Raw genomic sequence first — 23,904 nt, forward strand, 5'->3', positions numbered from 1 at the left:
CCGGTCCGGGCTCAGGCCGCCGCCTGCAGGCCCATGCGCGCCCCGAACTCCCTTACCACCGGCTCCTCCTGGTACGGCTCCAGCCGCTGCTGGAAGTCCTCCAGGTACTCGGCGCCCCGGTTGGAGCGGAGGTTCTCCAGCAGGCCGACGGCCTTGAGACCGGTGTGGCAGGCCTGCTCGATCTCGCGCTGCTGCACCAGCGCCGTGGCCAGCAGCACATATCCGATGGCCCGCCTGCGCGCCTTGGTCTCCGGGAGCCGGTCCAGCGCCTCCTCGGCGCGCCGTGCGGCCTGCTCGGCCTGGCCGAGGTCCCGGTGGCAGTGCGCCAACTCGTCGGCGAGATAGGCCTCGTCGAAGTGCGTGATCCACGCCGGGTCGTCCCCTGAGGCGGCATCGGACGCCTCCAGTGCCGTGACCGCGCGCCCGGACGCCGTCTGCGCCGCCCGCGCATCGCCCATCAGGGCATGTCCGCGCGCCTCCGCCGCGTGGAACATCGCCTCGACGCGCGGGGTCACGCGCCCCCGCGCCCCCTCCTGCGCCGCCCGCGCCAACTGCGCGATCTCGCGCGGGTTTCCGAGCTGCGCGGCGAGATGGCTCATGGAGGCGGCCAGCACGTATCCGCCGTATCCGCGGTCGCCCGCGGCCTGTGCCAGGCGCAGCGCCTGGATGTAGTACCGCTGCGCGAGGCCGGGTTGACCGGTGTCGACGGCCATGTACCCCGCCAGCTCGGTCAGTCGGGCCACCGCCGCGAACAGGTCGCGGCCCACCGCCTCGCGGTACGAGCCCGCCAGCAGCCCTGAGACCACGCTGTTGAGGTAGTGCACGACGACCGGGCGCACATGCCCGCTGCCGTACTGGTGGTCCAGGTCCGTGAGCGCCTGCGTCATCGCGCGCACGGCCGCCACGTCGGACTGCCCCACGCGCGGTCCCGCCGAGCGCGAGACCTGTGAATCGGGCGCGGAGATCAGCCAGTCACGGCTCGGCTCGACGAGCGCGGACGCGGCGACGGACGAGCCGGACAGGAAGTCCCGCCGCCCCACGTCGCTGCGCCACAGCTCGCAGACCTGCTCGATGGCGCCCAGCACCGTCGGCGAGAACTGCAGGCCGACGCCGGAGGCGAGGTTCTTGCCGTTGGCCATGCCGATCTCGTCGATCGTGACCGTACGGCCCAGTTTGCGGCCCAGCGCCTCCGCGATGATCGCCGGGGCGCGTCCGCGCGGCTGCTGCCCGCGCAGCCAACGGGCCACGGACGTCTTGTCGTAGCGCAGGTCGAGGCCGTGCTCGGCGCCGCACATGTTGACCCGGCGGGCGAGCCCGGCGTTCGAGCACCCCGCCTCCTGGATGAGCGCCTGCAGCCGTTCGTTCGGCTGTCGCGCGACGAGAGGCCTTGCGGCCATGGCGTACCCCCTGGGAACAACCCCTGAAGCGAAAAGATCCGGCCGTGAAGATCAATGCCCCGATCTCGTACGCAAAATGCGAGGCTTGCGCGGATTGCCGGGGTAAAGGCGGAAGCCAACCCCGCTTGTGGCTACCCAGATCACATCGGGGTTCCTCCCGCGCGCCCCCACACATGCATCCATGCGCCCCGGACACGGGATCAATGCTCCTCCCCCGCGCGCGCCGCCCCCGTAACCCGAGGTGGGTGCGGGAGTTGAGTTCATCGTGGAAGAGACGATCGCGGGCACGGAAGCCGCTCAGATCCCGAAGCAGCGTGGGGAATCGCTGCTGGAGACCGCCGTACGCTACGCCGAGGAGCGCCACTGGGACGTCTTTCCCGGCACCTGGCTCGACGCCGTCGACGGGGTGCAGCACTGCTCCTGCGGCGACGCGGCGTGCGCCGCCCCCGGCGCACACCCCGCCCGCGAGGACTGGGCGACGCAGGCCACGGGCAGTGCGACCGTCGCGCGCCGGATGTGGCAGAAGCAGCCGACGGCGTCGATCCTGCTGCCGACGGGCCGTACGTTCGACGCGATCGAGGTGGCGGAGAGCGCCGGGTTCCTGGCGCTGGCCCGCATGGAGCGCATGGAGCTGACGCTCGGTCCCGTGACGCTGACGCCGGACCGCCGGATGCACTTCTTCGTGCTGCCGGGCGCCACGGCGAAGATGGCGGAGCTGGTGCGTGGCCTGGGCTGGTCACCGGCCTCGCTCGACCTGGTCGCGCTCGGCGAGGGGGCGTACGTGGCCGCGCCGCCCACCCGTTACGGTTCGCGCGGCGCCGTGCAGTGGGCCTGCCGTCCGACCCCCGCCAACCGCTGGCTGCCCGACGCCGAGGAGCTGATCTCCCCCCTCGCCTACGCCTGCGGACGCGACCGCTGACCTCCCCGGTGGGCGCGACCCCCTAGGGTTTCCCGCATGACAGAGGGAAACGAGGTCACTGCCGCCGTACGCGTGCGAGGGCTCTGGAAGCGCTTCGGGCAGCAGATCGCCGTCGCCGGGATCGATCTCGACCTGCCCGCGGGCAAGTTCATCGGGCTGGTCGGGCCCAACGGAGCGGGCAAGACCACCACTCTCTCCATGGTGACGGGACTGCTGCGGCCCGATCAGGGGAGCGTCGAGGTCGTCGGGCAGGACGTGTGGCGCGACCCGGCGTCGGTGAAGGCCCGCATCGGGGTGCTGCCGGAGGGGCTCAGGCTCTTCGAGCGCCTCTCGGGGCGCGAACTGCTCGGCTACAGCGGGCGGTTGCGGGGGCTGCCCGGCGCCGAGACCGACAAGCGCGCCACCCAGCTGCTCGACGTGCTCGACCTGGCCGGCGCCCAGCACAAGCTCGTCGTCGACTACTCGACGGGCATGCGCAAGAAGATCGGGCTCGCCGCCGCGCTGCTGCACAACCCCGAAGTGCTCTTCCTGGACGAGCCGTTCGAGGGCGTCGACCCGGTGTCCGCCCAGACCATCCGCGGGGTGCTGGAGCGCTACACCGCCTCGGGCGCCACCGTCGTCTTCTCCTCCCACGTCATGGAGCTCGTGGAGTCCCTGTGCGACTGGGTGGCCGTCATGGCCGCCGGCCGCATCCGCGCCCACGGCCCGCTGGCCGAGGTCCGCGGGGAGGCGGCCTCGCTGCAGCAGGCGTTCCTCGAACTCGTCGGCGCCGGCGGCCGCGACGCGGGCTCCGACCTCGACTGGCTGGGCGGCGGCGCACGATGACGACCGAAGCGAACCTCACCCCCGTATTCGTACGGCTGAAACTGTCGCTGCTGCGCAACGGGCTCAGGCAGTCCGGCGGACGGCGCGCTGCCTACATCGTGTCGGCCGTCGTCGTCGTGCTCTTCGGGGCGCTGCAACTGCTCGGCCTGATCGCGCTGCACGGCAACGACCACGCCCTGTCCGTGGTCGCGATCCTGGTGGCCGTGCTGGCGCTGGGCTGGGCGGTGATGCCGCTGTTCTTCCCCAGCGGCGACGAGACGCTCGACCCGACGCGGCTGGTGATGCTGCCGCTGCGGCCCCGGCCGCTGGTGCGGGCGCTGCTCGCGGCCTCGCTGGTGGGCTTCGGGCCGCTGTTCACGCTGTTGCTGCTGATCGGTTCGGTGATCGCGGTCGCGCACGGCGGCGCTGCGTACGCGGTCGGCGTCGTGGCCGTTCTCCTCGCGCTGCTGGTGTGCGTGGCGCTGGCGCGGGCGGTCGCCGCCGCCAACATCCGCCTGCTGACCAGCCGCAAGGGCCGCGACCTGGCGGTGCTCAGCGGGCTGGTCATCGCGGTCGGGGCACAGCTGGTCAACTTCGGTGCGCAGCGCCTGGGTTCGTCCGGTCTCTCGCAGCTGGACCCGGTGGCCGACGTGCTGAAGTGGGTGCCGCCCGCGTCGGCGGTCGGTGCGGTGGACTCGGTGAGCGAGGGCTCCTACGGCGCCGCCGTCGCGCAACTCGCCCTGAGCGCGGCCGCGTTGTACGCGCTGATCGCCGTGTGGTCGGCCCATCTGACCAAGTTGATGACCGCCCCCGACGGCTCCACCCTGCAGGCCGCCGCCGACCGGCCCACCGCCCGTGAGCGCACCTCCGGCGGTCTCGCCCGGCTGCTGCCGGCCGGCCGCACCGGCACGGTCATGGAGCGCAGCCTGCGCTACATCTGGCGCGACCCCAAGACCAAGGCCGCCTGGGTGACGTCACTGGCGATCGGCCTCATCGTGCCGGTGTTCAACGCGCTGCAGGGCACCGGCTCGATCTACTTCGCGTGCTTCGCGGCGGGGATGCTCGGCATCCAGATGTACAACCAGTTCGGGCAGGACACCTCCGCGTTCTGGATGGTCGCCACGACGATCTCCTCCCCGCACGACGCCTATGTCGATCTGCGCGGGCGGGCGCTGGCCCTGCTGGTGATCACCCTGCCGTACGCCACCCTCGTCACCGTCCTGACCACCGCGATGCTCGGCGACTGGCCCCGGCTGCCCCAGGTGCTCGGTCTCTCCTTCGCCCTGCTCGGAGCGATGCTGGCCACCGGCGCCTGGACCTCCGCCCGCTTCCCGTACTCCATCCCGCAGGAGGGCTACAAGAACGTCGCCCCGGGCCAGGCCGGCCTGGCCTGGATCTCCATCTTCGGCGGCATGGTCTCCGCGGCCCTGCTCTGCTCCCCCGTCATCGCCGCGGCGATCTGGGCGGGCATCGCCACGAACGGCGACGACTGGGGCTGGCTCCTCCTCCCCTTCGGCGCCGCCTACGGCACCACCCTCACCTGGTCCGGCCTCCACCTGGCAGCCCCCCGCACAGCCTCCCGCCTACCGGAAATCCTCACAGCGGTGAGCAAGGGCTGACCGGCTCCCGGTTCCAGGGGACCTGGGGTGACTGCAGGTTTTCAGGGGCGCGGGGAACTGCGCGAGCAACCCCAACGCACCCGCACCCGCCCCCGAACCGAACCCCCCACCCCACTAGGCACCTACTCAGACGCCCCGAACAGACTCCAAAAACGGCTCAATAGCGGCGCGCCACCCCTCGGGCTGGTCGTAATGCACAAGATGCCCGGCATCAGCAACTTCCGCATACTCGCCGAGAGGCAACACCCGCACCATCTCCTGCGCCTCCGCCCGCCCCAACTCCCCGTCCAGCCCCCGCACCACCAGCGCCGGACACCGCACCTGCGCCAACTCCTCCCAGTGCGCGTCGTACACCCACGTCTCCCGGGACCGCAGCATCTGCTCGGGTTCGAACACCGGCCGCCACCCGTCGGCCGACTCGTGCATCACCTCGGCGTAGAACTCCCCCCGCGCCGGATTGGGCCGCTCCACCCAGGGGTCGTCCTCGCCAAACCACTTCCGTACGTCGGCCAGCGTGGCGAACGGCACCGGCCACGCCTTGAACCAGGCCGCCCACTCCCGCTGGGACGCCGCCCCCAGCGCGGACGCCCGCATGTCGCAGATGATCACGCCGCGCACCAGATCGGGCCGGGCCGCGGCCAGCTGCCACGCGGTCAGGGCGCCCATGGCATGGCCGATGAGGACGGCGGGGGCGAGGCCCAGCTGCTCGAGAGCGGCCGCGGCGTCCTCGACGTAGGCCTCGCGGGTGAAGGAGGTCTGCGGGGACTTCTCGCTCTGTCCGTGGCCGCGTTGGTCGAGCGCGACGGCGCGGTGGCGTTCGGCGAGCCAGCGGGCGGTGGAGGCCCAGTGCGAGGCACGGCCCATCAGACCGTGCAGTAACAGAACGCCCGGGGTGTCCTCGCCCGTCGAGCCGGTCACCGGGTCGGTCTTGGGCGGGTCGCCGAACTCCCAGGCCGCAAGGCGTACGCCGCCCGCCCCGCTCACGTCGATGCGTCGCGCCATGGTCCTGGCACCCCCCTGGCTCCGTGAACTCGCTCCGTGAACCGCGTCCTGCCGTGCCGTACCGCTTGCCGTTCCTCCCGCGAACCCCCTGATCCGTCAGCCGCAGGCTATCGAAAACACGTTCGAAGATGCTGTATTTGCGGGCAACACCCCTCGTACGAGTGACCTCGCGCAAGGAATGATCGCCGCCACCGAGGGGAGATCTTCAGCGGGAAGCGGACCGCTCGGGGAAAACGGTCCGTGGGGGATGACCCTGGGAGCTCGGGGCTCCGGGTCAGCACAGGGGAGGACGGGCCCCGGCGCCGCAAGGCGCCGGGGCTCTCCCCACATCTGCGGCGCATCCTCCCGCCCCCTCAGGTCATATGCCTCTCGCGACAGCCTCGCACGCGAAACGTCCGAGCGCTTGCGATTTCGGCCACCGAACCTTCACATCGAGGAAACCGGCCCACAGGCCCGAACGGCGCCTCAAACACCCCTGCAGAACCGGAAGTTGACACTCGTCGGAGCATCGGGGCGGGACACGGCCCGCCGCCCGTGGTCAGCGCTTGGCGACGAACACATGGGAGGCGACGTCCGACTGAAGCTCGGCCGCCTCGCCGCCGCTGCCCACCAGCACCCCACCCGCCGACTCCGTCACGCTCACCACCGAACCGGGCTGCACACCCGCCCGGCGCAGCGTGTACATCAGCTGCGCGTCCGTCTGGATCGGCTCGCCGATGCGGCGCACCACGACCGTCTTGCCGTCGGTGCCCGGGTCGAGGTCCGCCAGCGAGACCATGCCCGCGTCCAGGAAGGGGTCCGCGCCGTCCTTCTCGCCCAGCTCCTCAAGCCCCGGAATCGGGTTGCCGTACGGCGACTCGGTCGGGTGGCGCAGCAGATCCAGCACCCGCCGCTCCACGGCCTCGCTCATCACGTGCTCCCAGCGGCACGCCTCGGCGTGCACCTGCTCCCACTCCAGGCCGATCACGTCGACCAGCAGACACTCGGCGAGCCGGTGCTTGCGCATCACGCGCGTGGCGAGGCGACGGCCCTCGTCCGTGAGCTCCAGGTGGCGGTCGGTGGCGACGGACACCAGGCCGTCGCGCTCCATGCGCGCCACGGTCTGGCTGACGGTCGGTCCGCTCTGGTCCAGCCGCTCGGCGATCCGGGCACGCATGGGCACCACACCTTCCTCCTCCAGTTCGAGGATGGTGCGGAGATACATCTCCGTGGTGTCGATCAGTCCGGACATACGTGCCCCTAGGTGAGATCTGCCGGAAGCACGACGACTTCCCGGCGCGTGCGCTGGCCCTGCACCCAATTCTGACGCATACCACTGACAACCGTGCCGCGCCGTTGCGACCAGGGCCCTCGCGCAAGGGGCCGGGCGGGCCACGCCCCGCCACCGGGTGGGCCGCACTGCCGTATTGACACGGCACTGGTCCAGACCGCACGGTGATCCGCGACACAGACCGCCGAGCCCGCCCCCGGAAGGACCCGCATGAGCGACGGCAAACTGGCCGACCAGTTCTTCGACGCCGCGATCGAACTCCTGCAGCGGGTCCGTGACGAGGAGGCGGAGTCCATCAGGGCGGCCGGCACCCTGCTCGCCGACACGGTCGCGGACGGCGGACGGCTCTTCGCCTTCGGCGCCGGGCACTCCTCCCTGCCCGCACAGGACGTCGTCTACCGCGCGGGCGGCCTCGCGCTGATGAACCTGCTCACCGTGCCGGGGGTCGTCGGCGTCGACGTCATGCCCGCCACGCTCGGCTCCGCCCTGGAACGCGTCGACGGCCTTGCGAGCACCGTCCTGGAGTGCTCGCCCCTGCGCTCCGGAGACGCCCTGGTGATCATCTCCCTCTCCGGCCGCAACGCCCTCCCCGTCGAGATGGCCATGAAGGCCCGCGCGCTCGGCGTGAAGGTCATCGGCCTGACGTCGGTGGCGTACGCGACACAGACCCGCTCCCGGCACAGCTCGGGCACCTATCTGCGCGACCACTGCGACGTCGTCCTGGACTCCAAGATCGCCATCGGCGACGCGACCCTCACCGTCGACACCGTCCCGGCACCCTTCGCCCCCGCGTCCACCGTCGTCACCAGCGCGATCATGCAGGCCGTCATGGCCACAGCGGCAGGCACCCTCGCCGACCGCGGCATCGAACCCCCGCTGCTGCGCTCGGGCAACGTGGACGGCGGGCACGAGTGGAACAGCCGGGTGATGCAGCAGTACGGGGACCGGATCTTCTACCAGCGGTAGCAGTACGCGTACGGCAGGGGCGGCACGCGCGCGTGTATGGGCGGGAGCGGCACGCACGCGTGCACGGGCGGGAGCGGCACGCACGCGTGCACGGGCAGGAGCGGCACGCACGCGTGCACGGGCAGGAGCGGCCGCGCGCGTGCCTACGGGCACGAGCGGCCACGCACGCGTGCACGGGCAGGAGCGGCCGCGCGCGTGCCTACGGGCACGAGCGGCCACGCACGCGTGCACGGGCAGGAGCGGCCGCGCGCGTGCCTACGGGCACGAGCGGCCACGCACGCGTGCGTGCAGTAACGGCACGCGGGCGTATGGGCAGTAGCGTCACGCACGCGTGCATGGGCAGGAGGGGTACGCGCGCGTGCGGGCAGGAGCGGCACCCGCGCGTACGGCAGTAGCGGCACGCGCGCGTACGGGTCGCAGCGGCACGCGCGTACCGGCCCCTACGGCACGCGGCCCTTACGACACGCGCGCGGGAGGGGCCGGGGGCCCTCAGCCGTCGCGCCGCACCACGCTCGCCAGATCCAGCGCCGCCGCGATCCGTACGGCCACGTCCTCGGCGTACACCGTGTCGACCCGCTCGAAGGCACTCCGCCCGCCCCCGCGCAGAAACGTCACGACACCGAGCGTCCGCCCCCGGCTGCGCAGCACCGCGCACAGCGCGTGCACCGTGTCACCGGGCCACTGCCGGGCCAGCGCCCACTCCCGCGCCTGCGCCGGCGGCACCGCGCCCACCGTCGCCCGCACCGACCCCGTCCGCTCCACGCACTGCAGCGCCGGATGCCCCGGGCCGTACCGCACCGGCAGACCCGCCTTCCCGGTGTGCAGGCTCGGCCCGGGCGCCCCGGCGGGCGTCGTGGCCACCCGCACCAGCCGCACCGGACCCTCCGCCTCCCCGTCGGCGACGGCACCGCCCGCCACCCGGTCGATCAGCGCGTGGTCGGCGAATCCTGCGAGCGCGAAGTCGAGATGAACGGTCGCGGCCTCCCGCGGGTCCTCGCACTCCCCCGCCGCACGAGCCGCACGATGCAGCTGATTGGCCCGGAACCGCAGCTGCGCCGCCTCCTGCTCGGTGTGCTTGCCCTCGGTCACGTCCTGGAACAGCCAGGCCACCCCGAGCGGCACCGGCTCCTCCGCGAGCGGCGACGCCAGCCGTACGAAGCCGCAGCGCCAGCAGCGCCGCTCCTCGCCCTCCGCGGTCCGCACCGCCACCCAGATCTCGGCCGGTGCGGGCGGCGCGCCCTCCGCGAGCACATGCGTCAGCGCGCCCTCCAACTCCTCCACGCCCTGCGCGAGCAGCTCGCCGAGCGGGCGGCCCAGCGCGGACGTACGCCCGATCCCGAGGGCGCGCGCCGCATGGGCGTTCACCACGGCGGGCCGCAGATCCGCGTCGACCAGGACGACGCCCCAGCTCGCGTCCTCGAACAGCGCCTCGCTCAGCGCGATGGACCGCTCCAGGTCGATCTGGGTGTGCACCTCGCTGAAGGCGCAGTACACCCCGGCGGGCTTGCCGTCGGGACCGCGTACGGCGGCGGACTGCGTGCGCACCAGCACCCGCCCGCCGTCCTTCGTCAGCAGCGCGAACTCGTGCACCTGACGCCCGGGGGCCTCCATGGCGGACATCAGCCGCCGCTCGACCTCCTCGGCGTCCGCCTCCCGTACGGCCCAGCCGGCGAACCCGTGCCGCCCGACCGCCTCGGCGGCCGTCCACCCCAAAATCCGCTCGGCCTCACGATTCCAGTGGGTCACGACGCCGCCGGCGTCGAAGGCGCACAGCGCCGCGTCCATCCCGTCCAACAGGGCGGCCAGCAGATCCGAGCCGTCAGGGCCCACGGGCCCCACCCGCTCGGGCTCGTCCGGCCCCAGCTCGTCGGTGGTCCCACTACGCCGGGAAGCACTCACCTGGACCCCCTGCCAAGCTGCGTCCGCACCTACGGCGCGGCGATTCGCTCACTAGCAATCATCCAACCTGAACGTGACACAGCACACATCGAGTTCCCCAAGATTGAAGGAATCGTTGCAACACCGCTGCCCTCCATGATCCGGCGCACACCAGCCGAAGATCAATCCACGCGCACGATTGAGCCCCATCCTCCGATTCCGCTTCGGACTCGGCTGACTGATCACTAGCGTGACTCGCGTACATCGAGAACGAGAAGGGAGGTCGCTCGCTCCCCCGGCCCCCGGCCGGTCGAGCGACCAGCCCAAGTCATCACGATCCAAGGATCAGGGAGGTGTCCCGATGACTACGTTGCCTGCAGGCGAGCAGACTCACCAGGCTGTGCTTCCTCAGCAGCCTGCTCTGGAATCCGTGGGAGCAGACACCCCTGGGAGCAGGGACGAAACGGCTCACGGACACCTCGTCGCCGTACGAGGCGCCGTCGGGAAACATGGGCGAGGGGAGACCGACGGGCTGGGCACCTGCACCCGTCGGCGTCACGTCGAGAACGCTGCCACGGCGGCGGAGGAGGCAGAGACCGGGAGCGGTGACGCTCCTGCACATGAGCACGTGTACACGGGTGGCGTCGGCGCGGGCAGGGTCTTTGTTCTCTCGAAGGAGGGAGATCCCCTCATGCCCTGCCACCCCGCTCGCGCCCGTGAGCTGCTGGGCAAGGGACGGGCTGTCGTCGCCCGGTACGTTCCCTTCACGATCCGGCTGAAGGACCGGACACTCGCCGACTCTGAAGTCGACGGGGTTCAATTGCGCATCGATCCCGGTTCCAAGGGCACCGGTCTGCACCTGACCGACGAGAAGAAAGGAATCAACGAGCAGGGCGTCACCGGCACCGTCCGACGTGGCCTAATCTCCTTCGAACTCCAGCACCGCGGCGATCAGATCCGTGGACGCATGCAGCAGCGCGCCGGATATCGGCGCAGGCGCCGCTCGGCCAACTGCCGCTACCGCGCGCCCCGTTCCGACAATCGGACTCGCCCGGGGAGCTGGTTGCCGCCTTCGCTGCGCCATCGCGTCGACACCGTCTTCTCCGAGGCCGCACGCCTGTGCCGCTACGCACCCGTCGCCGAGATCCACGTGGAGAGTGGTGGCTTCGACACGCACTCGATGAGCACGGGCAGACCTCTGCGCGGAGCCGGGTACACCCAGGGAACGCTCGCCGGTACTGACGCCCGTGCGTACCTCCACGCCCGGTGGAACAGTTCATGCAGCCACTGCGGCATCACCGGCGTACCACTGAACATCGAGCACGTCCGCCCCCGAAGCCGAGGCGGCTCGAGCCGCATTTCCAACCTTGTTCTCGCCTGCGTCCCCTGCAACATGCGGAAAGGAACCCTGCCCGTCGAGGTCTTCCTCGCCGCGTCCCCGGACCGGCTCGCGAAGATCCTCCAGCAGGGCGAGACGCCCCTTCATGACGCCGCCGCAATGAATGCCACCCGATGGCCACTGAGGGAAGCGCTCTCGAGCCTCGGCAGACCGGTGTTCGGCTGGCCAGGAGGCCTCACCAAGCGGAACCGCGCTGCCATGGGGCTGGACAAGTCGCACACTCTCGACGCGCTGTCCGTCGGACACCTGGCCCACGAGTCCGGCGACGCAATCGTTCGTTTCCCGTCCCAGGTTCTCGTCCTCAAGGCAACAGGACGCGGCTCCTACGCGCGCACGACTCCCGACCGATTCGGGTTTCCGCGGCTCCGGCGCGCCCGCACCAAGCAGCACTTCGGATACGTCACCGGAGACCTCGTACGGACCACCGTGCCCACGGGCAAGTGGGCGGGCACATGGACCGGCCGCATCTGCGTGCGGGCCAGAGGACAGCACAGCCTCAGCACGTCCAAAGGCCGCATCAACGTCTCCCACCGGCATCTGCGGCTACTGCAGAGGGGCGACGGCTACGACTACAGCACCCGCCCGGAACCCCCGCCGTCAATATCCCGGAAAACCGGTTGATCGGTGGCCGACCGGTTCCTAGTGTGTGGCCTACGTCGAAAGGAGGTGATCGGGTACATGAGTGACACCCGGACGCGCGAGGTGGCTGCGGGCTAGCGGCTCGCCACCACATCAAGTGCGGTGCCGGACCAGCGCGTGCTAGAGACGTGCAGCCGGCCCAATCCCAAGCAGTCACCCGACCCGCGAGCTCGCCGGTACGTCCGGCCGGCTCCTCCGCCGTGAGGCGGGGGGACCCGAGCTCGCGGGTCGTCTGCGTTTCAGGGGCATTCCCCCGCTCCTCAGGGATGATCTCTGCCCCTCAGGGGCTGAGCCGCTCCACGCTCCAGCCTCCGTCCGCCTCCGCCACGTATCGCAAGCGGTCGTGCAGCCTGTTTTCGCGGCCCTGCCAGAACTCGACGGTCCGGGGGGCGACGCGGAAGCCGCCCCAGTTCGGGGGGACCGGGACCTGTTCGCCCTCGGGGTAGCGGGCGGCGAGGGTGGCGTACGAGGCGTCGAGGTCGGCGCGGGAGGCGACCACGCTGGACTGGGCGCTGGCCCAGGCGCCGAGTTGGGAGCCGTGTGGGCGGGTGCGGAAGTAGGCGGCGGTCTCGTCGCGGCCGGTGCGGCGGGCGATGCCCGAGACGATGACCTGGCGGGCCATCGGGTGCCAGGGGAAGAGCAGCGTGACGTACGGGTTCTCCGCGAGGTCGGCGGCCTTGCGGGAGCCGTAGTTGGTGTAGAAGACGAAGCCCTGCTCGTCGAAGTGCTTGAGCAGCACGGTGCGTGAGGAGGGGTGGCCCTCGGCGTTCGCCGTGGAGACGATCATGGCGTTCGGCTCGAAGAGGTGGGCCTCGGTGGCGGCCTGCTCGAACCAGCGGGCGAACTGTGCCACCGGGGTGGCGGCCAGGTCGGTCTCGGCGAGCCCTTCGGCCCGATACTGCTTGCGCATGGCGGAGGGATCGAGGGGGACGGCGTCTCGGTCGGTCACGCGGTCATCCTGCCGTATGCGCGCGTGCCCTCCGGTGCCGTGTCCCGCATCATGGAGGAAGGGGAGATGGCACTGAGTGCCGCGAAGGCTCCCCAAAACTGGCACTCGGATATATCGTGCTGGTTCCGTTCTGGTTGAGGCACCGGAAGCACGGGGCATCACCTGGGGGGCCGCCCAGGACCTCGAGTCGCGGCAGCGACCGGGGAGCCGGCCGGCGGGCCACCACCTATGTCGTGCACGTCTTCGTACAAATCTGTCGTACATATCTGCCGTACACATCACGAGGAGCCGCCTGATGTCCGACTTCGTACCCGGACTCGAGGGAGTCGTCGCGTTCGAGACGGAGATCGCCGAACCGGACAAGGAGGGCGGCGCCCTTCGCTACCGGGGCGTCGACATCGAGGACCTGGTCGGTCATGTCTCGTTCGGCAATGTCTGGGGGCTGCTGGTCGACGGCGCCTTCAACCCGGGCCTGCCGCCCGCCGAGCCGTTCCCGATCCCCGTGCACTCCGGTGACATCCGCGTGGACGTGCAGTCGGCGCTGGCGATGCTGGCGCCGGTGTGGGGCCTGAAACCGCTGCTGGACATCGACACCGAGCAGGCCCGCGCGGACCTCGCCCGGGCGGCCGTGATGGCCCTGTCCTACGTCGCCCAGTCCGCCCGCGGGCAGGGGCGGCCGATGGTGCCGCAGCGGGAGATCGACAAGGCCCGCTCGATCACCGAGCGCTTCATGATCCGCTGGCGGGGCGAGCCCGACCCCAAGCATGTGGCGGCCGTCGACGCGTACTGGACCTCCGCCGCGGAGCACGGCATGAACGCCTCCACGTTCACGGCGCGGGTGATCGCGTCGACCGGTGCGGACGTGGCGGCGGCGCTGTCGGGTGCCGTAGGGGCGATGTCGGGGCCGCTGCACGGCGGTGCGCCCTCGCGGGTGCTCGGCATGATCGAGGAGATCGAGCGGACCGGGGACGCCGGGGCGTATGTGAAGCAGGCGCTGGACAAGGGCGAGCGGCTGATGGGCTTCGGGCACCGCGTGTACCGCGCGGAGGACCCACGCGCGCGTGTGCTGCGCCGTACGGCCCGTGAGCTGGGCGCTCCGCGCTTCGAGGTGGCCGAGGCGCTGGAGAAGGCCGCCTTGGAGGAGCTGCACGCGCGCCGCCCGGACCGGGTTCTCGCGACCAACGTCGAGTTCTGGGCGGCGATCGTCCTCGACTTCGCCGAGGTCCCGGCACACATGTTCACCTCGATGTTCACCTGCGCCCGCACGGCCGGCTGGTCGGCCCACATCCTGGAACAGAAGCGAACGGGCCGCCTGGTACGACCGTCGGCCCGTTACGTGGGGCCGGGGGCGCGGGGGCCGCAGGAGATCGAGGGCTACGGCGACATCGCGCACTGACCCGGGGCGGCGCGGTGACGTGGCTGCCCGGGCGCGCTCAGGTCACCCGCGGTGCCCAGGCGCCGAGCGCGCCCGCGCCCCCGCCGCGCACTCAGGCTGCCCAGGCCGCTCGGCGCACTCAAGCCGCCCGCGTTGCCCAGGCCGCCCGGCATGCCCAAGCCGCCCGGGGCATTCAGGCCGCCCGCGGTGCCCAGGCCGCCCGCGGACCCCAGACCGCCCGGCGCGCTCAGGCTGCCCGGCGCGCTCAGGCTGCCCGGCGCGCTCAAGCTCCCGGTGTGCCCAAGCTTCCGGCGCGCCCAGGCTGCCCGGTGACCTCAGCCCAGCGCCGCGTCCAGCAGTAACGCCCACTGTGCCACCACCCGCTCCCGTCGTGCCCGGTCGTCGGTGAGGAGGTTGGCGAGGCCGAGGCCGCGGGCCATGTCCAGCAGGCCCTGGACGGTTTCGCGTACGCCGGGGCGGGACTCGTCGGCGCCGAGGAGTTCCACGGCGATACGGTGGGTCTCGCGGCCGACGCGGGCCTCCAGTTCTGTGACCCGGGGGCGCAGCTGCTCCTCGTCACTGGCGGCGACCCACAGGTGGAGGGCGGCCCGGAACAGCGGGCCGGTGAAGAGGTCGACGAGTGCGGCCACCACGGCTCGGCGGTCCCCGGCGGTGCCGTCGGGGAACAGGACGCGGATCGCCGTGGACCGTTCCTCGGCGACGTATTCGACGGCGGCCGTGAAGAGGTCCTCGCGGGTGGGGAAGTGGTGCTGGGCGGCGCCGCGGGAGACGCCGGCGCGTTCGGCGACGACGGCGACCGTGGAGCCCGCCCAGCCGTGTTCGGCGAGGCAGGCCACGGCGGCTTCCAGGAGCCGCTGCCGGGTGGCCCGGCTGCGGTCCTGCTTGGGCACCCGGTCACGGTCACGGTCGCGGTCGACCGAGGTCACGGCAGCCATCTCACAGCACCCATGGAGGATCTTTTCGTTCGAGGAAGGCCGTCATCCCCTCGCGGGCCTCTGGGGAGGCGAACAGCCGGGCCGAGAGTGCGGTGAGATCGGCCGCGTCACGGTCGAATGTCTCGAGCACCTTAGCCGTGAGCAGCGCTTTCGTCTCCGCCAGCCCTTGGGGAGCGGACCTGCGCAGACCGTCGAGGATCGGGGCGAGCGCCTCGTCGACGTCGTCTCCCGCGACCGTCAGCAGGCCGATGCGGGCGGCTTCGGCGGCGTCGAAGCGCTCGCCGGTGAGGTAGTAGCGGGCCAGCGCGCGGGGGTCGGTGCGGGGCAGCAGGGGCAGGGAGATGACCGCGGGGGCCACCCCGATGCGGACCTCCGTGAAGGCGAAGCTCGCCGTGCTGGAGGCCGCCGTGATGTCGCAGGCGGCGAGCAGGCCGAGGCCGCCCGCCCGTACGTGTCCGGTGACCCGGGCGACAACGGGTTTGGGCAGGGTGACGATCTGCCGGAGCAGGTCCACCAGGGCATCGGGGTGCGGCGGGTCGCGCAGGTCGGCGCCCGCGCTGAAGGTGTTGCCGGTGTGGGTGAGGACGATCGCGCGTACGTCGCCGTCCTTGGCGCAGTCCGTCAGCGCGTCCGCCAGTTCTCCTACGAGGGCTGCCGACAGGGCGTTGCGGTTGGCGGTGGAGTCGAGGCTGAGAGTCTCGACTCCACGCGCGCGCGTGCGGGCGATCAGGGTCACGTGCGCTCCCTCAGCGCCCTCAGTTCGCGGCGCAGGATCTTGCCGGAGGCGGCCCGGGGGACGCCGTCGATGAAGGTGACGTGCCGGACGCGCTTGTAGGGGGCGACGTTTTCGGCGACGTACATCATGACCTCCCCCTCGGAGAGGCCGGACGCGTTCGGCTGGCGCACCACGTAGGCGTGCGGGACTTCGTTGTTGTCCTCGTTGTAGACGCCGATGACGGCGGCGTCGGCGATGCCGGGGTGGGTCAGCAGGAGGGCCTCGAGTTCGGCGGGTGCCACCTGGAACCCCTTGTACTTGATGAGTTCCTTGACCCGGTCGACGACGAACAGCCAGCCGTCCTCGTCGACATGGCCCACGTCTCCGGTGTGCAGCCAGCCGTCGGGGTCGATCATCTGGGCGGTGGCGTCGGGGCGGCCGAGGTAGCCCTTCATGACCTGGGGGCCGCGGATGAGGATCTCTCCGGACTCGTCGGCGGGGAGGTCCTTGTCGGGGTCGTCGAGGGAGACGATGCGCATCTCGGTGCCGGCGATGAGCTTGCCGACGGTTCCGGGCGGTGCGTCGTGCATGGCGGCGAGCGGTACGACGTGGGTTCCGGGCGACAGTTCCGTCATGCCGTAGGCCTGGCCGACGGGCGGCAGGCCGAGCCGGTGGGAGCAGGCGGCGGCCAGTGAGGCGTCCAGGGGGGCGGCGGCGCTGATGATGTATTTCAGCGACGACAGGTCGTACTGGGCCACCAAGGGGTGCTTGGCGAGGGCCAGCACGATGGGCGGGGCCACGAACAGGCCGGTGATGCGGTGGTTCTGGATGGCCGCGAGGAAGGTCTCCAGCTCGAAGCGGGGCAGGACGACCACCGTGGAGCCCTGCCGGAGCGGGGCGTTCATCAGGGCCGTCAGGCCGTAGATGTGGAAGAAGGGCAGGACGGCGAGGATGCGGTCGCCGGGGGTGGCCGGAATGAGCGGTTCGAGCTGGGCGAGGTTGGTGCCGATCTGGCGGTGGGTGAGCATCACGCCCTTGGGGATGCCGGTGGTCCCCGAGGAGTACGGCAGAACGGCGATGTCCTCGACGGGGTCGATGTCGACCTGCGGTTCCGGGGCGGTGGAGGCCAGCATGTCGATCAGCGACCGGTGTCCGGGTGCGCTGTCGCAGACGAAGATCTCCTCGACGCCGCCCGCGAGTTCGGCCGCTCGGCGTGCCGTCTCCAGCAGCGGCGAGACGGTGACGATCCACCGGGCCGCCGAGTCCTTGAGCTGCTTGCCGAACTCCTCGGCGGTGGCGAGCGGGTGCACGGTGGTGACGGAGGCGCCCGCGCGCGTGGCGGCGTAGAAGGCGGTCGGGAAGGCGATGGTGTTGGGGCTGTGCAGGGCCAGCACATCGCCCTTGCGTACGCCCGCCTCGGCGAGCGCGGCCGCGACGCGCCGGTGGAAGCGGTCGAGTTGGTCGTACGAGAGGGTGGTGCCGTCGGTCCCGTCGATCAGGGCGGGCGCGTCCCCGAACTCGGTGGCCCGGCCCAACACGGCCTCGTGGATGGGGACTTCGAGAGGCGGGATGTCGGCGTACTCGCTGCGGAACACGGTTCCTCCAAGGCGACGGCCTAATACGACTTGGGCAGACCCAGGGTCTGGTGGGAGACGTAGTTGAGAATCATCTCCCGGCTCACCGGAGCAATACGAGCCACCCGCGAGGCGGTTATCAATGAGGCGAGCCCGAATTCCCGGGTGAGGCCGTTGCCGCCGAGGGTGTGCACGGACTGGTCGACCGCCCGCACGCACGCCTCCCCCGCCGCGTACTTGGCCATGTTGGCGGCCTCACCTGCGCCGATGTCGTCCCCGGCGTCGTAGAGGTGAGCGGCCTTCTGCATCATCAGACGGGCGAGTTCGAGGTCGATGTGCGCCTGGGCGAGGGGGTGCGCGATGGCCTGGTGGGCGCCGATGGGCGTCTTCCAGACCTGGCGGTCGCGGGCGTACTCGACGGCGCGGGCGAGCGCGTAGCGGCCCATGCCGATCGCGAAGGCGGCGGTCATGACGCGCTCGGGGTTGAGGCCGGCGAAGAGTTGCAGCAGGCCGGCGTCCTCGTCGCCGACGAGCGCGTCGGCGGGCAGCCGTACGTCGTCGAGGGTCAGCTCGAACTGCTTCTCGAACGCGCTGAGTTCCATGTCGATCGCGCGCCGCTCGAAACCTTCCGCGTCGCGCGGGACGATGAACAGGCAGGGCTTGAGGTTGCCGGTGCGGGCGTCCTCGGTGCGGCCGACGATGAGGGTCGCGTCCGCGATGTCGACGCCGGAGACGAAGACCTTGCGGCCGGTGAGCAGCCAGTCGCCGGTGTCGGGGTCACGGCGGGCGGTGGTGGTGATGCGGTGGGAGTTGGAGCCGGCGTCGGGTTCGGTGATGCCGAAGGCCATGGTGCGGGTGCCGTCGGCGAGGCCCGGGAGCCATTTCTGTTTCTGGGTGTCGGTGCCGAAGCGGGAGATGACGGTGCCGCAGATCGCCGGGGAGACGATCATCATGAGCAGGGGGCTGCCGGCGGCGCCGAGTTCTTCCAGGACGATGGAGAGTTCTGCGATGCCTCCGCCGCCGCCTCCGTACTCCTCGGGGAGGTTGACGCCCAGGTAGCCGAGTTTTGCTGCTTCGGACCAGAGTTGGTCGCGGTCGTGGGTGCGGCCGTGGCGTTTGCCCAGGGCGGCTACTGATGCGCGGAGCGCCTTGTGTTCTTCGGATTCGACGAGGGTCATCAGGACTCCTTCGGGCTGCGGGTTGTCCGTGGTTGGTCGCGCTCGCGCGGCGGTAGCCGCAAATCGATACCGCCCCGCGCCCCTAGGTCTCTTGCACTACCGCCAGCAGTGAACCGACTGTGACCTGTTGGCCGGACACGACATGCAAAGCGCTCAGCGTTCCTGCGGTGGGAGCTGTGATCTTGTGCTGCATCTTCATCGCCTCCAGCCACAGGAGGGGCTGTCCGGCCGTTACGGGGGACCCCTCGGTCAGGCCCTCGGCAACCTTCACGACCGTGCCCGGCATGGGGGCGAGGAGGGAGCCGGGGGCGTGTTGGGCGGTGGGGTCGGGGAAGCGGGGGAGGGCGGTGAGGGGGGTGGTGTTGACGTAGATCCGGGTGCCGTAGCGGGACACCTCGAACTTGCGTTGTACGCCGTCCACTTCGAGGACCACGAGGTCGGGCGTGGCCGTCACGACGCGTACGCCGTCGGCCTCCAGGCCCGTGCGGGTGTGGCGGTAGCGGGCCTCGTGCTCCTCGCCCGCCATGGCGTACCGCTTGGTCTGCGGCTGGGAGGGGAGGTTGCGGAAGCCGCCGAAGCGGGAGGTGCGGGTGCGGGCGTCGGCGAGGGCGGCCGCGAGCGGGGCGTACGGGTCGGGGGCCGGGGTGGTCAGGTCGGTGAGGTGGCGGTCGTAGAAGCCGGTGTCCATGCCGGCGCTCGTGAACTCCTTGTGGCGCAGGGAGCGGACGAGGAGGTCGCGGTTGGTGACCGGGCCGTGGATGGTGGCGCGCTCCAGGACGGCGGAGAGTCTGCGGACGGCCTCCGCGCGCGTGGGGGCGTGGGCGATCACCTTGGCGAGCATGGGGTCGTAGTGGACGCCGATGTCGTCGCCGTCGCCGTAGCCCGTGTCGAGGCGGACGCCGTCGGGGACGGCCAGGCGGTGCAGGGTGCCGGTCTGCGGGGCCCAGTCGGCCGCCGGGTCCTCGGCGTACAGACGGGCCTCGATGGCGTGGCCACGCGCGCGTGGGGGGTCGTTCTCGAGGGGGTGGCCCTCGGCGACGCGGATCTGCTCGGCGACCAGGTCGAGGCCGAACACGGCTTCCGTGACGGGGTGTTCGACCTGGAGGCGGGTGTTCATCTCCAGGAAGTGGGCCCGGTCGCCGGCGACGAGGAACTCGACCGTGCCCGCACCCACGTACGAGACGGCGCGTGCGGCGCGTACGGCCAGTGTGTGCAGTTCGTCCGTGAGCTGCTCGGAGAGGCCGGGGGCGGGCGCCTCCTCGACGACCTTCTGGTGGCGGCGTTGCAGGGAGCAGTCGCGGGTGCCCAGCGCCCACACCGTGCCGTGGGTGTCGGCGAGGATCTGCACCTCGACGTGCCGGCCGCCCTCGACGTACGGCTCGACGAAGACCTCGCCGCCGCCGAAGGCGCTCGCGGCCTCGGCGCGGGCGCCCTCCAGGGCACCGTCGAGGTCGTCCAGGCGGCGCACGATCCGCATGCCGCGCCCGCCGCCGCCCGCGGCGGCCTTCACCAGCACCGGCAGGTCGGACTCGGTGACCCGGTCGCGGTCCAGGGATTCGATGCCCATCAGCTGCTTGGCCCGGGTCTTGGACGCCATCGCCTCGATCGCCTCGGGCGGCGGCCCGATCCACACCAGTCCTGCGTCGAGGACGGCGCGCGCGAAGTCGGCGTTCTCGGAGAGGAAGCCGTAGCCGGGGTGGACGGCGTCCGCGCCGGAGGCGACGGCCGCCTTCACGATCAGGTCGCCGCGCAGATACGTCTCGGCGGGCGCCGCGCCCGGCAGCCGTACGGCCGTGTCGGCCACGCGCGCGTGCAGCGCGTTCTCGTCGGCGTCGGAGTGCACGGCGACCGTACGAATGCCCAGATCGCGGCAGGTCCGGAAGATGCGGCAGGCGATCTCGCCGCGGTTGGCGACGAGCACCGAGGTGATCGTGGAAGGGATCGCAGATGTGATCACAGAGGCTCCTGTTGTCGTCATGTGACCCCTCACATCCGGAAGACGCCGAAGCCGCCGCGTGCGCCCTCGTAGGGCGCCGTGTGGATGGCGGACAGGCACAGGCCGAGGACGGTGCGGGTGTCGCGCGGGTCGATGACGCCGTCGTCGTACAGCCGCCCGGACAGGAACTTCGGCAGCGACTCGGACTCGATCTGCTGCTCCACCATGGCGCGCAGCCCGGCGTCCGCCTCGTCGTCGTAGGGCTGACCCTTCGCGGCCGCCGACTGGCGGGCGACGATCGACAGGACGCCGGCGAGCTGCTGCGGGCCCATGACGGCCGACTTGGCGCTGGGCCAGGCGAACAGGAAGCGCGGGTCGTAGGCGCGTCCGCACATGCCGTAGTGCCCGGCGCCGTAGGAGGCGCCCATGAGGACGGACAGGTGCGGGACCTTCGAGTTGGAGACCGCGTTGATCATCATGGCGCCGTGCTTGATGATGCCGCCCTGCTCGTACTCCTTGCCGACCATGTAACCGGTGGTGTTGTGCAGGAACAGCAGCGGGATGTCGCGCTGGTTGGCGAGCTGGATGAACTGGGCGGCCTTCTGCGACTCCTCGCTGAAGAGCACTCCCTGGGCGTTCGCCAGGATGCCGACCGGATAGCCGTGCAGGGCGGCCCAGCCGGTGGTCAGGCTGGTCCCGTACAGCGGCTTGAACTCGTCGAAGTCGGAGGCGTCGACGATCCGGGCGATGACCTCGCGCGGGTCGAAGGGGATCTTGAGGTCGCCGGGGACGATGCCGAGCAGCTCCTCCTCGTCGTACTTGGGAGGTGCGGCGGGTCCCGGATCCTCGTACGCCTTGCGGTGGTTGAGGCGGGCGACCACGCGCCGGGCCTGGCGCAGGGCGTCGGGCTCGTCGACGGCGAAGTAGTCCGCGAGACCCGACACGCGCGCGTGCATCTCGGCGCCGCCCAGCGACTCGTCGTCGCTCTCCTCACCGGTGGCCATCTTCACCAGCGGCGGCCCGCCGAGGAAGACCTTCGCGCGCTCCTTGACCATGATCACGTGGTCGGACATGCCGGGGATGTACGCACCTCCGGCGGTGGAGTTGCCGAAGACGACGGCGACGGTGGGGATGCCGGCGGCCGAGAGCCGGGTCAGGTCGCGGAAGATGGCGCCGCCGGGGATGAAGATCTCCTTCTGCGACGGCAGATCGGCGCCGCCCGACTCCACCAGGCTGATGCAGGGCAGCCGGTTGGCGAGCGCGATGTCGTTGGCGCGCAGGGCCTTCTTCAGCGACCAGGGGTTGCTGGCGCCACCGCGCACGGTCGGGTCGTTGGCGGTGATCAGGCACTCCACGCCCTCGACGACGCCGATGCCGGTGACCAGCGAGGCGCCCACGGCGTAGTCGCTCCCCCAGGCGGCGAGCGGCGACAGCTCCAGGAAGGGTGTGTCCGGGTCGAGCAGCAGCTCGATGCGCTCCCGGGCGAGCAGCTTGCCGCGCTTGCGGTGCCGCTCCACGTACTTCTCACCACCGCCCGCGAGCGCCTTCGCGTGCTCGGCGTCGAGGTCGGCGAGCTTGGCGAGCATGGCCTCGCGGTTCTCGCGGTAGTCGGAACCGGCCGTGTCCAGACCGGAGTTGATCACTGTCACAGCAGGTCCTCCGGGATGTCCAGGTGGCGGGAGCGCAGCCATTCGCCGAGGGCCTTGGCCTGCGGGTCGAAGCGGTGCTGGGCTGCGACGCCCGCGCCGAGGATGCCCTCGACGACGAAGTTGAGCGCGCGCAGATTCGGCAGGACGTGCCGTACGACGCCCAAGTCGGCCGTTTCCGGCAGCAGTTCACGGAACCGTTCGACGGTGAGCGTGTGCACCAGCCACCGCCAGGCGGCGTCCGACCGCACCCACACCCCGACGTTGGCGTTGCCGCCCTTGTCCCCGCTACGGGCCCCGGCGACGACACCGAGAGGGGCGCGGCGGACACGGGATGCGGCCCGCGGCTCGGGAGCCTCGGGCTCCGGCAGGTCTTCGAGTACGAGGCTGTCGGCGGCCGGTGGCACGGAAATCCGGCGCCCGTCGTGGAGCACCGCCATGTGCTCGACGTCGCCCTGGGGGACGTACACGGCGTCGAAGACCCCGTAGGGCGCGCCCTTTCCGGGTGGTGCGAGCACATGGAAGCCGGGGTAGCTGGCGAGCGCCAGCTCGATGGCGGCGCCGCTCAACGGCCGTCCGACGACCGCCTCGTCGGGGTCCCGCACGACCAGCCGGAGCACGGCGCTCGCGGTCTCCTCGGAAGCGGCGTCGGCCTTGTCGGTGCGGACGAGATCCCAACGGACTTCGTTCGGCGGTGACTTGGCGAGCGCGTCCGTCATCTGCTCGCGCACGAGCGCGGCCTTGGCCTCGATGTCGAGGCCGGTGAGGACGAAGGCGACCTCGTTGCGGAAGCCGCCGAGGCGGTTGAGGCCGACCTTGAGGGTCGGGGGCGGGGCCTCGCCCCGTGCGCCGTCGATACGGACGCGGTCGGGGCCGTCCTGGGTGAGCCGGATCGTGTCGAGGCGGGCGGTGACGTCGGGACCGGCGTAGCGGGCGCCACCGGTCTCGTACAGGAGCTGCGCGGTGACCGTGCCGGTGTCGACGAAGCCGCCGGTACCGGGGTGCTTGGTGATGACGCAGCTGCCGTCCTCGTGGACCTCGGCGAGCGGGAAGCCGGGGTGGCGAAGGTCGTGGTCGCCCTCGCTGAAAAAGGCGTAGTTGCCGCCGGTGGCCTGAGTCCCGCACTCCAGGACGTGTCCGGCGACGACGGCGCCCGCGAGCCGGTCGTACTCCCCCGGCTGCCAGCCGAAGTGCGCGGCGGCGGGCCCGGTGACCAGTGCCGCGTCCGTGACCCGGCCGGTGACGACGACGTCCGCGCCCTCGCGCAGGCACGCGGCGATCCCGAAGCCGCCGAGGTAGGCGTGGGCGGCGAGGCTGCCCGGGTGGGCGGCGGTGAGGTCGTCGCCCTCGACGTGGGCGACACGAACGGGGATGCCGAGGCGGTCGGCCAACTTCCGTACGGCGTCGGCGAGTCCGGCCGGGTTGAGGCCGCCGGCGTTGGTGACGACGCGGACCCCGCGCTCGTGCGCGATACCGAGGCACTCCTCCAACTGGCGCAGGAAGGTGCGGGCATACCCGGCGGCGGGGTCCTTCAGCCGGTCCCGGCCGAGGATCAGCATGGTGAGTTCGGCGAGGTAGTCGCCGGTGAGGACGTCGAGTTCGCCGCCGGTGAGCATCTCGCGCATGGCGTCAAAACGGTCGCCGTAGAAGCCGGAGGCGTTGCCGATGCGCAGGGGCGGCCG

Annotated in this window: 18 protein-coding genes; 6 read left to right on the forward strand and 12 right to left on the reverse strand. The window is 71.5% G+C overall.

All coding sequences use genetic code 11. The annotated features are described in order from the left end of the window. Nucleotides 1-11 precede the first annotated feature (11 nt). Nucleotides 12-1,397: an NsdA family TPR-like regulatory protein gene (locus tag JYK17_RS07410; RefSeq protein ID WP_108008659.1), complete on the reverse strand. Its 1,386-nt coding sequence runs from the start codon at nt 1,395-1,397 to the stop codon at nt 12-14. A 265-nt stretch (nt 1,398-1,662) separates the two neighbouring features. Between JYK17_RS07410 and JYK17_RS07415 the strand changes: the two genes are divergently transcribed. Genes JYK17_RS07415 through JYK17_RS07425 form a run of 3 tightly spaced genes read left to right on the forward strand, consistent with a single transcriptional unit; the run spans nt 1,663 to nt 4,739 of the window. Then, entirely contained in the window at nt 1,663-2,316 is a 654-nt protein-coding gene (locus JYK17_RS07415; RefSeq protein ID WP_108008661.1) for a bifunctional DNA primase/polymerase, read from the forward strand. 36 nt (nt 2,317-2,352) lie between these two features. Next, nucleotides 2,353-3,141, forward strand: coding sequence for an ABC transporter ATP-binding protein (locus tag JYK17_RS07420; protein ID WP_108008663.1), 789 nt, complete (start codon nt 2,353-2,355; stop codon nt 3,139-3,141). Continuing rightward, entirely contained in the window at nt 3,138-4,739 is a 1,602-nt protein-coding gene (locus JYK17_RS07425) for a transporter (RefSeq protein WP_222810063.1), read from the forward strand. Before JYK17_RS07420 ends, JYK17_RS07425 begins: the two co-directional genes overlap by 4 nt. A gap of 126 nt (nt 4,740-4,865) precedes the next feature. Here the strand turns inward: JYK17_RS07425 and JYK17_RS07430 are convergent, their stop codons facing one another. Then, nucleotides 4,866-5,741: an alpha/beta fold hydrolase gene (locus JYK17_RS07430; RefSeq protein WP_108008667.1), complete on the reverse strand. Its 876-nt coding sequence runs from the start codon at nt 5,739-5,741 to the stop codon at nt 4,866-4,868. Nucleotides 5,742-6,279: 538 nt separating this feature from the next. Next, nucleotides 6,280-6,972 carry an iron-dependent transcriptional repressor DtxR gene (locus JYK17_RS07435; RefSeq protein ID WP_108008669.1) on the reverse strand — a complete coding sequence of 231 codons (693 nt, stop codon included), beginning with the start codon at nt 6,970-6,972 and terminating at the stop codon, nt 6,280-6,282. Nucleotides 6,973-7,221: 249 nt separating this feature from the next. On the opposite strand from JYK17_RS07435, the gene JYK17_RS07440 reads away from it, so the two are divergent. Then, complete coding sequence (locus JYK17_RS07440; RefSeq protein ID WP_108008671.1) at nt 7,222-7,977, forward strand: SIS domain-containing protein; 756 nt, start codon at nt 7,222-7,224, stop codon at nt 7,975-7,977. A gap of 489 nt (nt 7,978-8,466) precedes the next feature. On the opposite strand, the gene JYK17_RS07445 is transcribed toward JYK17_RS07440, so the two are convergent. Next, entirely contained in the window at nt 8,467-9,876 is a 1,410-nt protein-coding gene (locus JYK17_RS07445; protein ID WP_222810064.1) for a PAS domain-containing protein, read from the reverse strand. 607 nt (nt 9,877-10,483) lie between these two features. Between JYK17_RS07445 and iscB the strand changes: the two genes are divergently transcribed. Beyond that, nucleotides 10,484-11,875 carry an RNA-guided endonuclease IscB gene (iscB, locus tag JYK17_RS07450; protein WP_267974128.1) on the forward strand — a complete coding sequence of 464 codons (1,392 nt, stop codon included), beginning with the start codon at nt 10,484-10,486 and terminating at the stop codon, nt 11,873-11,875. Between the two features lie 298 nt (nt 11,876-12,173). Here iscB and pdxH read toward each other — a convergent pair whose 3' ends face one another. Next, nucleotides 12,174-12,842: a pyridoxamine 5'-phosphate oxidase gene (pdxH, locus tag JYK17_RS07455; protein WP_222810066.1), complete on the reverse strand. Its 669-nt coding sequence runs from the start codon at nt 12,840-12,842 to the stop codon at nt 12,174-12,176. 295 nt (nt 12,843-13,137) lie between these two features. Here pdxH and JYK17_RS07460 point away from each other — a divergent pair, with 295 nt between their 5' ends. Beyond that, nucleotides 13,138-14,238 (forward strand): citrate synthase 2, encoded by a 1,101-nt coding sequence (locus JYK17_RS07460; protein ID WP_108008679.1) that lies wholly within the window; start codon nt 13,138-13,140, stop codon nt 14,236-14,238. Between the two features lie 314 nt (nt 14,239-14,552). Here JYK17_RS07460 and JYK17_RS07465 read toward each other — a convergent pair whose 3' ends face one another. The 7 genes from JYK17_RS07465 to JYK17_RS07495 form a co-directional block, all read right to left on the reverse strand. Beyond that, the gene (locus JYK17_RS07465) at nt 14,553-15,173 is read right to left on the reverse strand and encodes a TetR/AcrR family transcriptional regulator (protein ID WP_222810067.1); all 621 of its coding nucleotides are present in this window, start codon (nt 15,171-15,173) and stop codon (nt 14,553-14,555) included. A gap of 1 nt (nt 15,174) precedes the next feature. Continuing rightward, nucleotides 15,175-15,909, reverse strand: a complete 735-nt coding sequence (locus tag JYK17_RS07470; protein ID WP_222810068.1) for an enoyl-CoA hydratase family protein — start codon at nt 15,907-15,909, stop codon at nt 15,175-15,177. After that, nucleotides 15,906-17,483: a 4-coumarate--CoA ligase family protein gene (locus tag JYK17_RS07475; protein ID WP_222810069.1), complete on the reverse strand. Its 1,578-nt coding sequence runs from the start codon at nt 17,481-17,483 to the stop codon at nt 15,906-15,908. Before JYK17_RS07475 ends, JYK17_RS07470 begins: the two co-directional genes overlap by 4 nt. 20 nt (nt 17,484-17,503) lie before the next feature. Continuing rightward, on the reverse strand, nt 17,504-18,640 hold the full coding sequence (locus tag JYK17_RS07480) for an acyl-CoA dehydrogenase family protein (protein WP_108008689.1): 1,137 nt from the start codon (nt 18,638-18,640) through the stop codon (nt 17,504-17,506). Nucleotides 18,641-18,722: 82 nt separating this feature from the next. Further along, nucleotides 18,723-20,618: an acetyl/propionyl/methylcrotonyl-CoA carboxylase subunit alpha gene (locus JYK17_RS07485; RefSeq protein WP_222810070.1), complete on the reverse strand. Its 1,896-nt coding sequence runs from the start codon at nt 20,616-20,618 to the stop codon at nt 18,723-18,725. A gap of 8 nt (nt 20,619-20,626) precedes the next feature. Next, nucleotides 20,627-22,267, reverse strand: coding sequence for an acyl-CoA carboxylase subunit beta (locus JYK17_RS07490; RefSeq protein ID WP_372464970.1), 1,641 nt, complete (start codon nt 22,265-22,267; stop codon nt 20,627-20,629). Next, nucleotides 22,222-23,847, reverse strand: a complete 1,626-nt coding sequence (locus tag JYK17_RS07495; RefSeq protein WP_234548484.1) for an acyclic terpene utilization AtuA family protein — start codon at nt 23,845-23,847, stop codon at nt 22,222-22,224. The genes JYK17_RS07490 and JYK17_RS07495 overlap by 46 nt, the downstream gene beginning before the upstream one ends. Nucleotides 23,848-23,904: the final 57 nt, after the last annotated feature.

This window comes from Streptomyces plumbidurans (assembly GCF_019857225.1).
Classification (GTDB): domain Bacteria; phylum Actinomycetota; class Actinomycetes; order Streptomycetales; family Streptomycetaceae; genus Streptomyces; species Streptomyces plumbidurans.

What these genes read in the sequence shown, in the direction of transcription:
- JYK17_RS07410 (WP_108008659.1), bottom strand. Translation starts at nt 1,397, where the DNA reads ATGGCCGCAAGGCCTCTCGTCGCGCGACAGCCGAACGAACGGCTGCAG.
- JYK17_RS07420 (WP_108008663.1), top strand. Translation starts at nt 2,353, where the DNA reads ATGACAGAGGGAAACGAGGTCACTGCCGCCGTACGCGTGCGAGGGCTC.
- JYK17_RS07425 (WP_222810063.1), top strand. Translation starts at nt 3,138, where the DNA reads ATGACGACCGAAGCGAACCTCACCCCCGTATTCGTACGGCTGAAACTG.
- JYK17_RS07430 (WP_108008667.1), bottom strand. Translation starts at nt 5,741, where the DNA reads ATGGCGCGACGCATCGACGTGAGCGGGGCGGGCGGCGTACGCCTTGCG.
- JYK17_RS07435 (WP_108008669.1), bottom strand. Translation starts at nt 6,972, where the DNA reads ATGTCCGGACTGATCGACACCACGGAGATGTATCTCCGCACCATCCTC.
- JYK17_RS07440 (WP_108008671.1), top strand. Translation starts at nt 7,222, where the DNA reads ATGAGCGACGGCAAACTGGCCGACCAGTTCTTCGACGCCGCGATCGAA.
- JYK17_RS07460 (WP_108008679.1), top strand. Translation starts at nt 13,138, where the DNA reads ATGTCCGACTTCGTACCCGGACTCGAGGGAGTCGTCGCGTTCGAGACG.
- JYK17_RS07465 (WP_222810067.1), bottom strand. Translation starts at nt 15,173, where the DNA reads ATGGCTGCCGTGACCTCGGTCGACCGCGACCGTGACCGTGACCGGGTG.
- JYK17_RS07480 (WP_108008689.1), bottom strand. Translation starts at nt 18,640, where the DNA reads ATGACCCTCGTCGAATCCGAAGAACACAAGGCGCTCCGCGCATCAGTA.
- JYK17_RS07485 (WP_222810070.1), bottom strand. Translation starts at nt 20,618, where the DNA reads ATGACGACAACAGGAGCCTCTGTGATCACATCTGCGATCCCTTCCACG.
- JYK17_RS07490 (WP_372464970.1), bottom strand. Translation starts at nt 22,267, where the DNA reads ATGGCTGCGCTCCCGCCACCTGGACATCCCGGAGGACCTGCTGTGACA.
- JYK17_RS07495 (WP_234548484.1), bottom strand. Translation starts at nt 23,847, where the DNA reads ATGCGCGAGATGCTCACCGGCGGCGAACTCGACGTCCTCACCGGCGAC.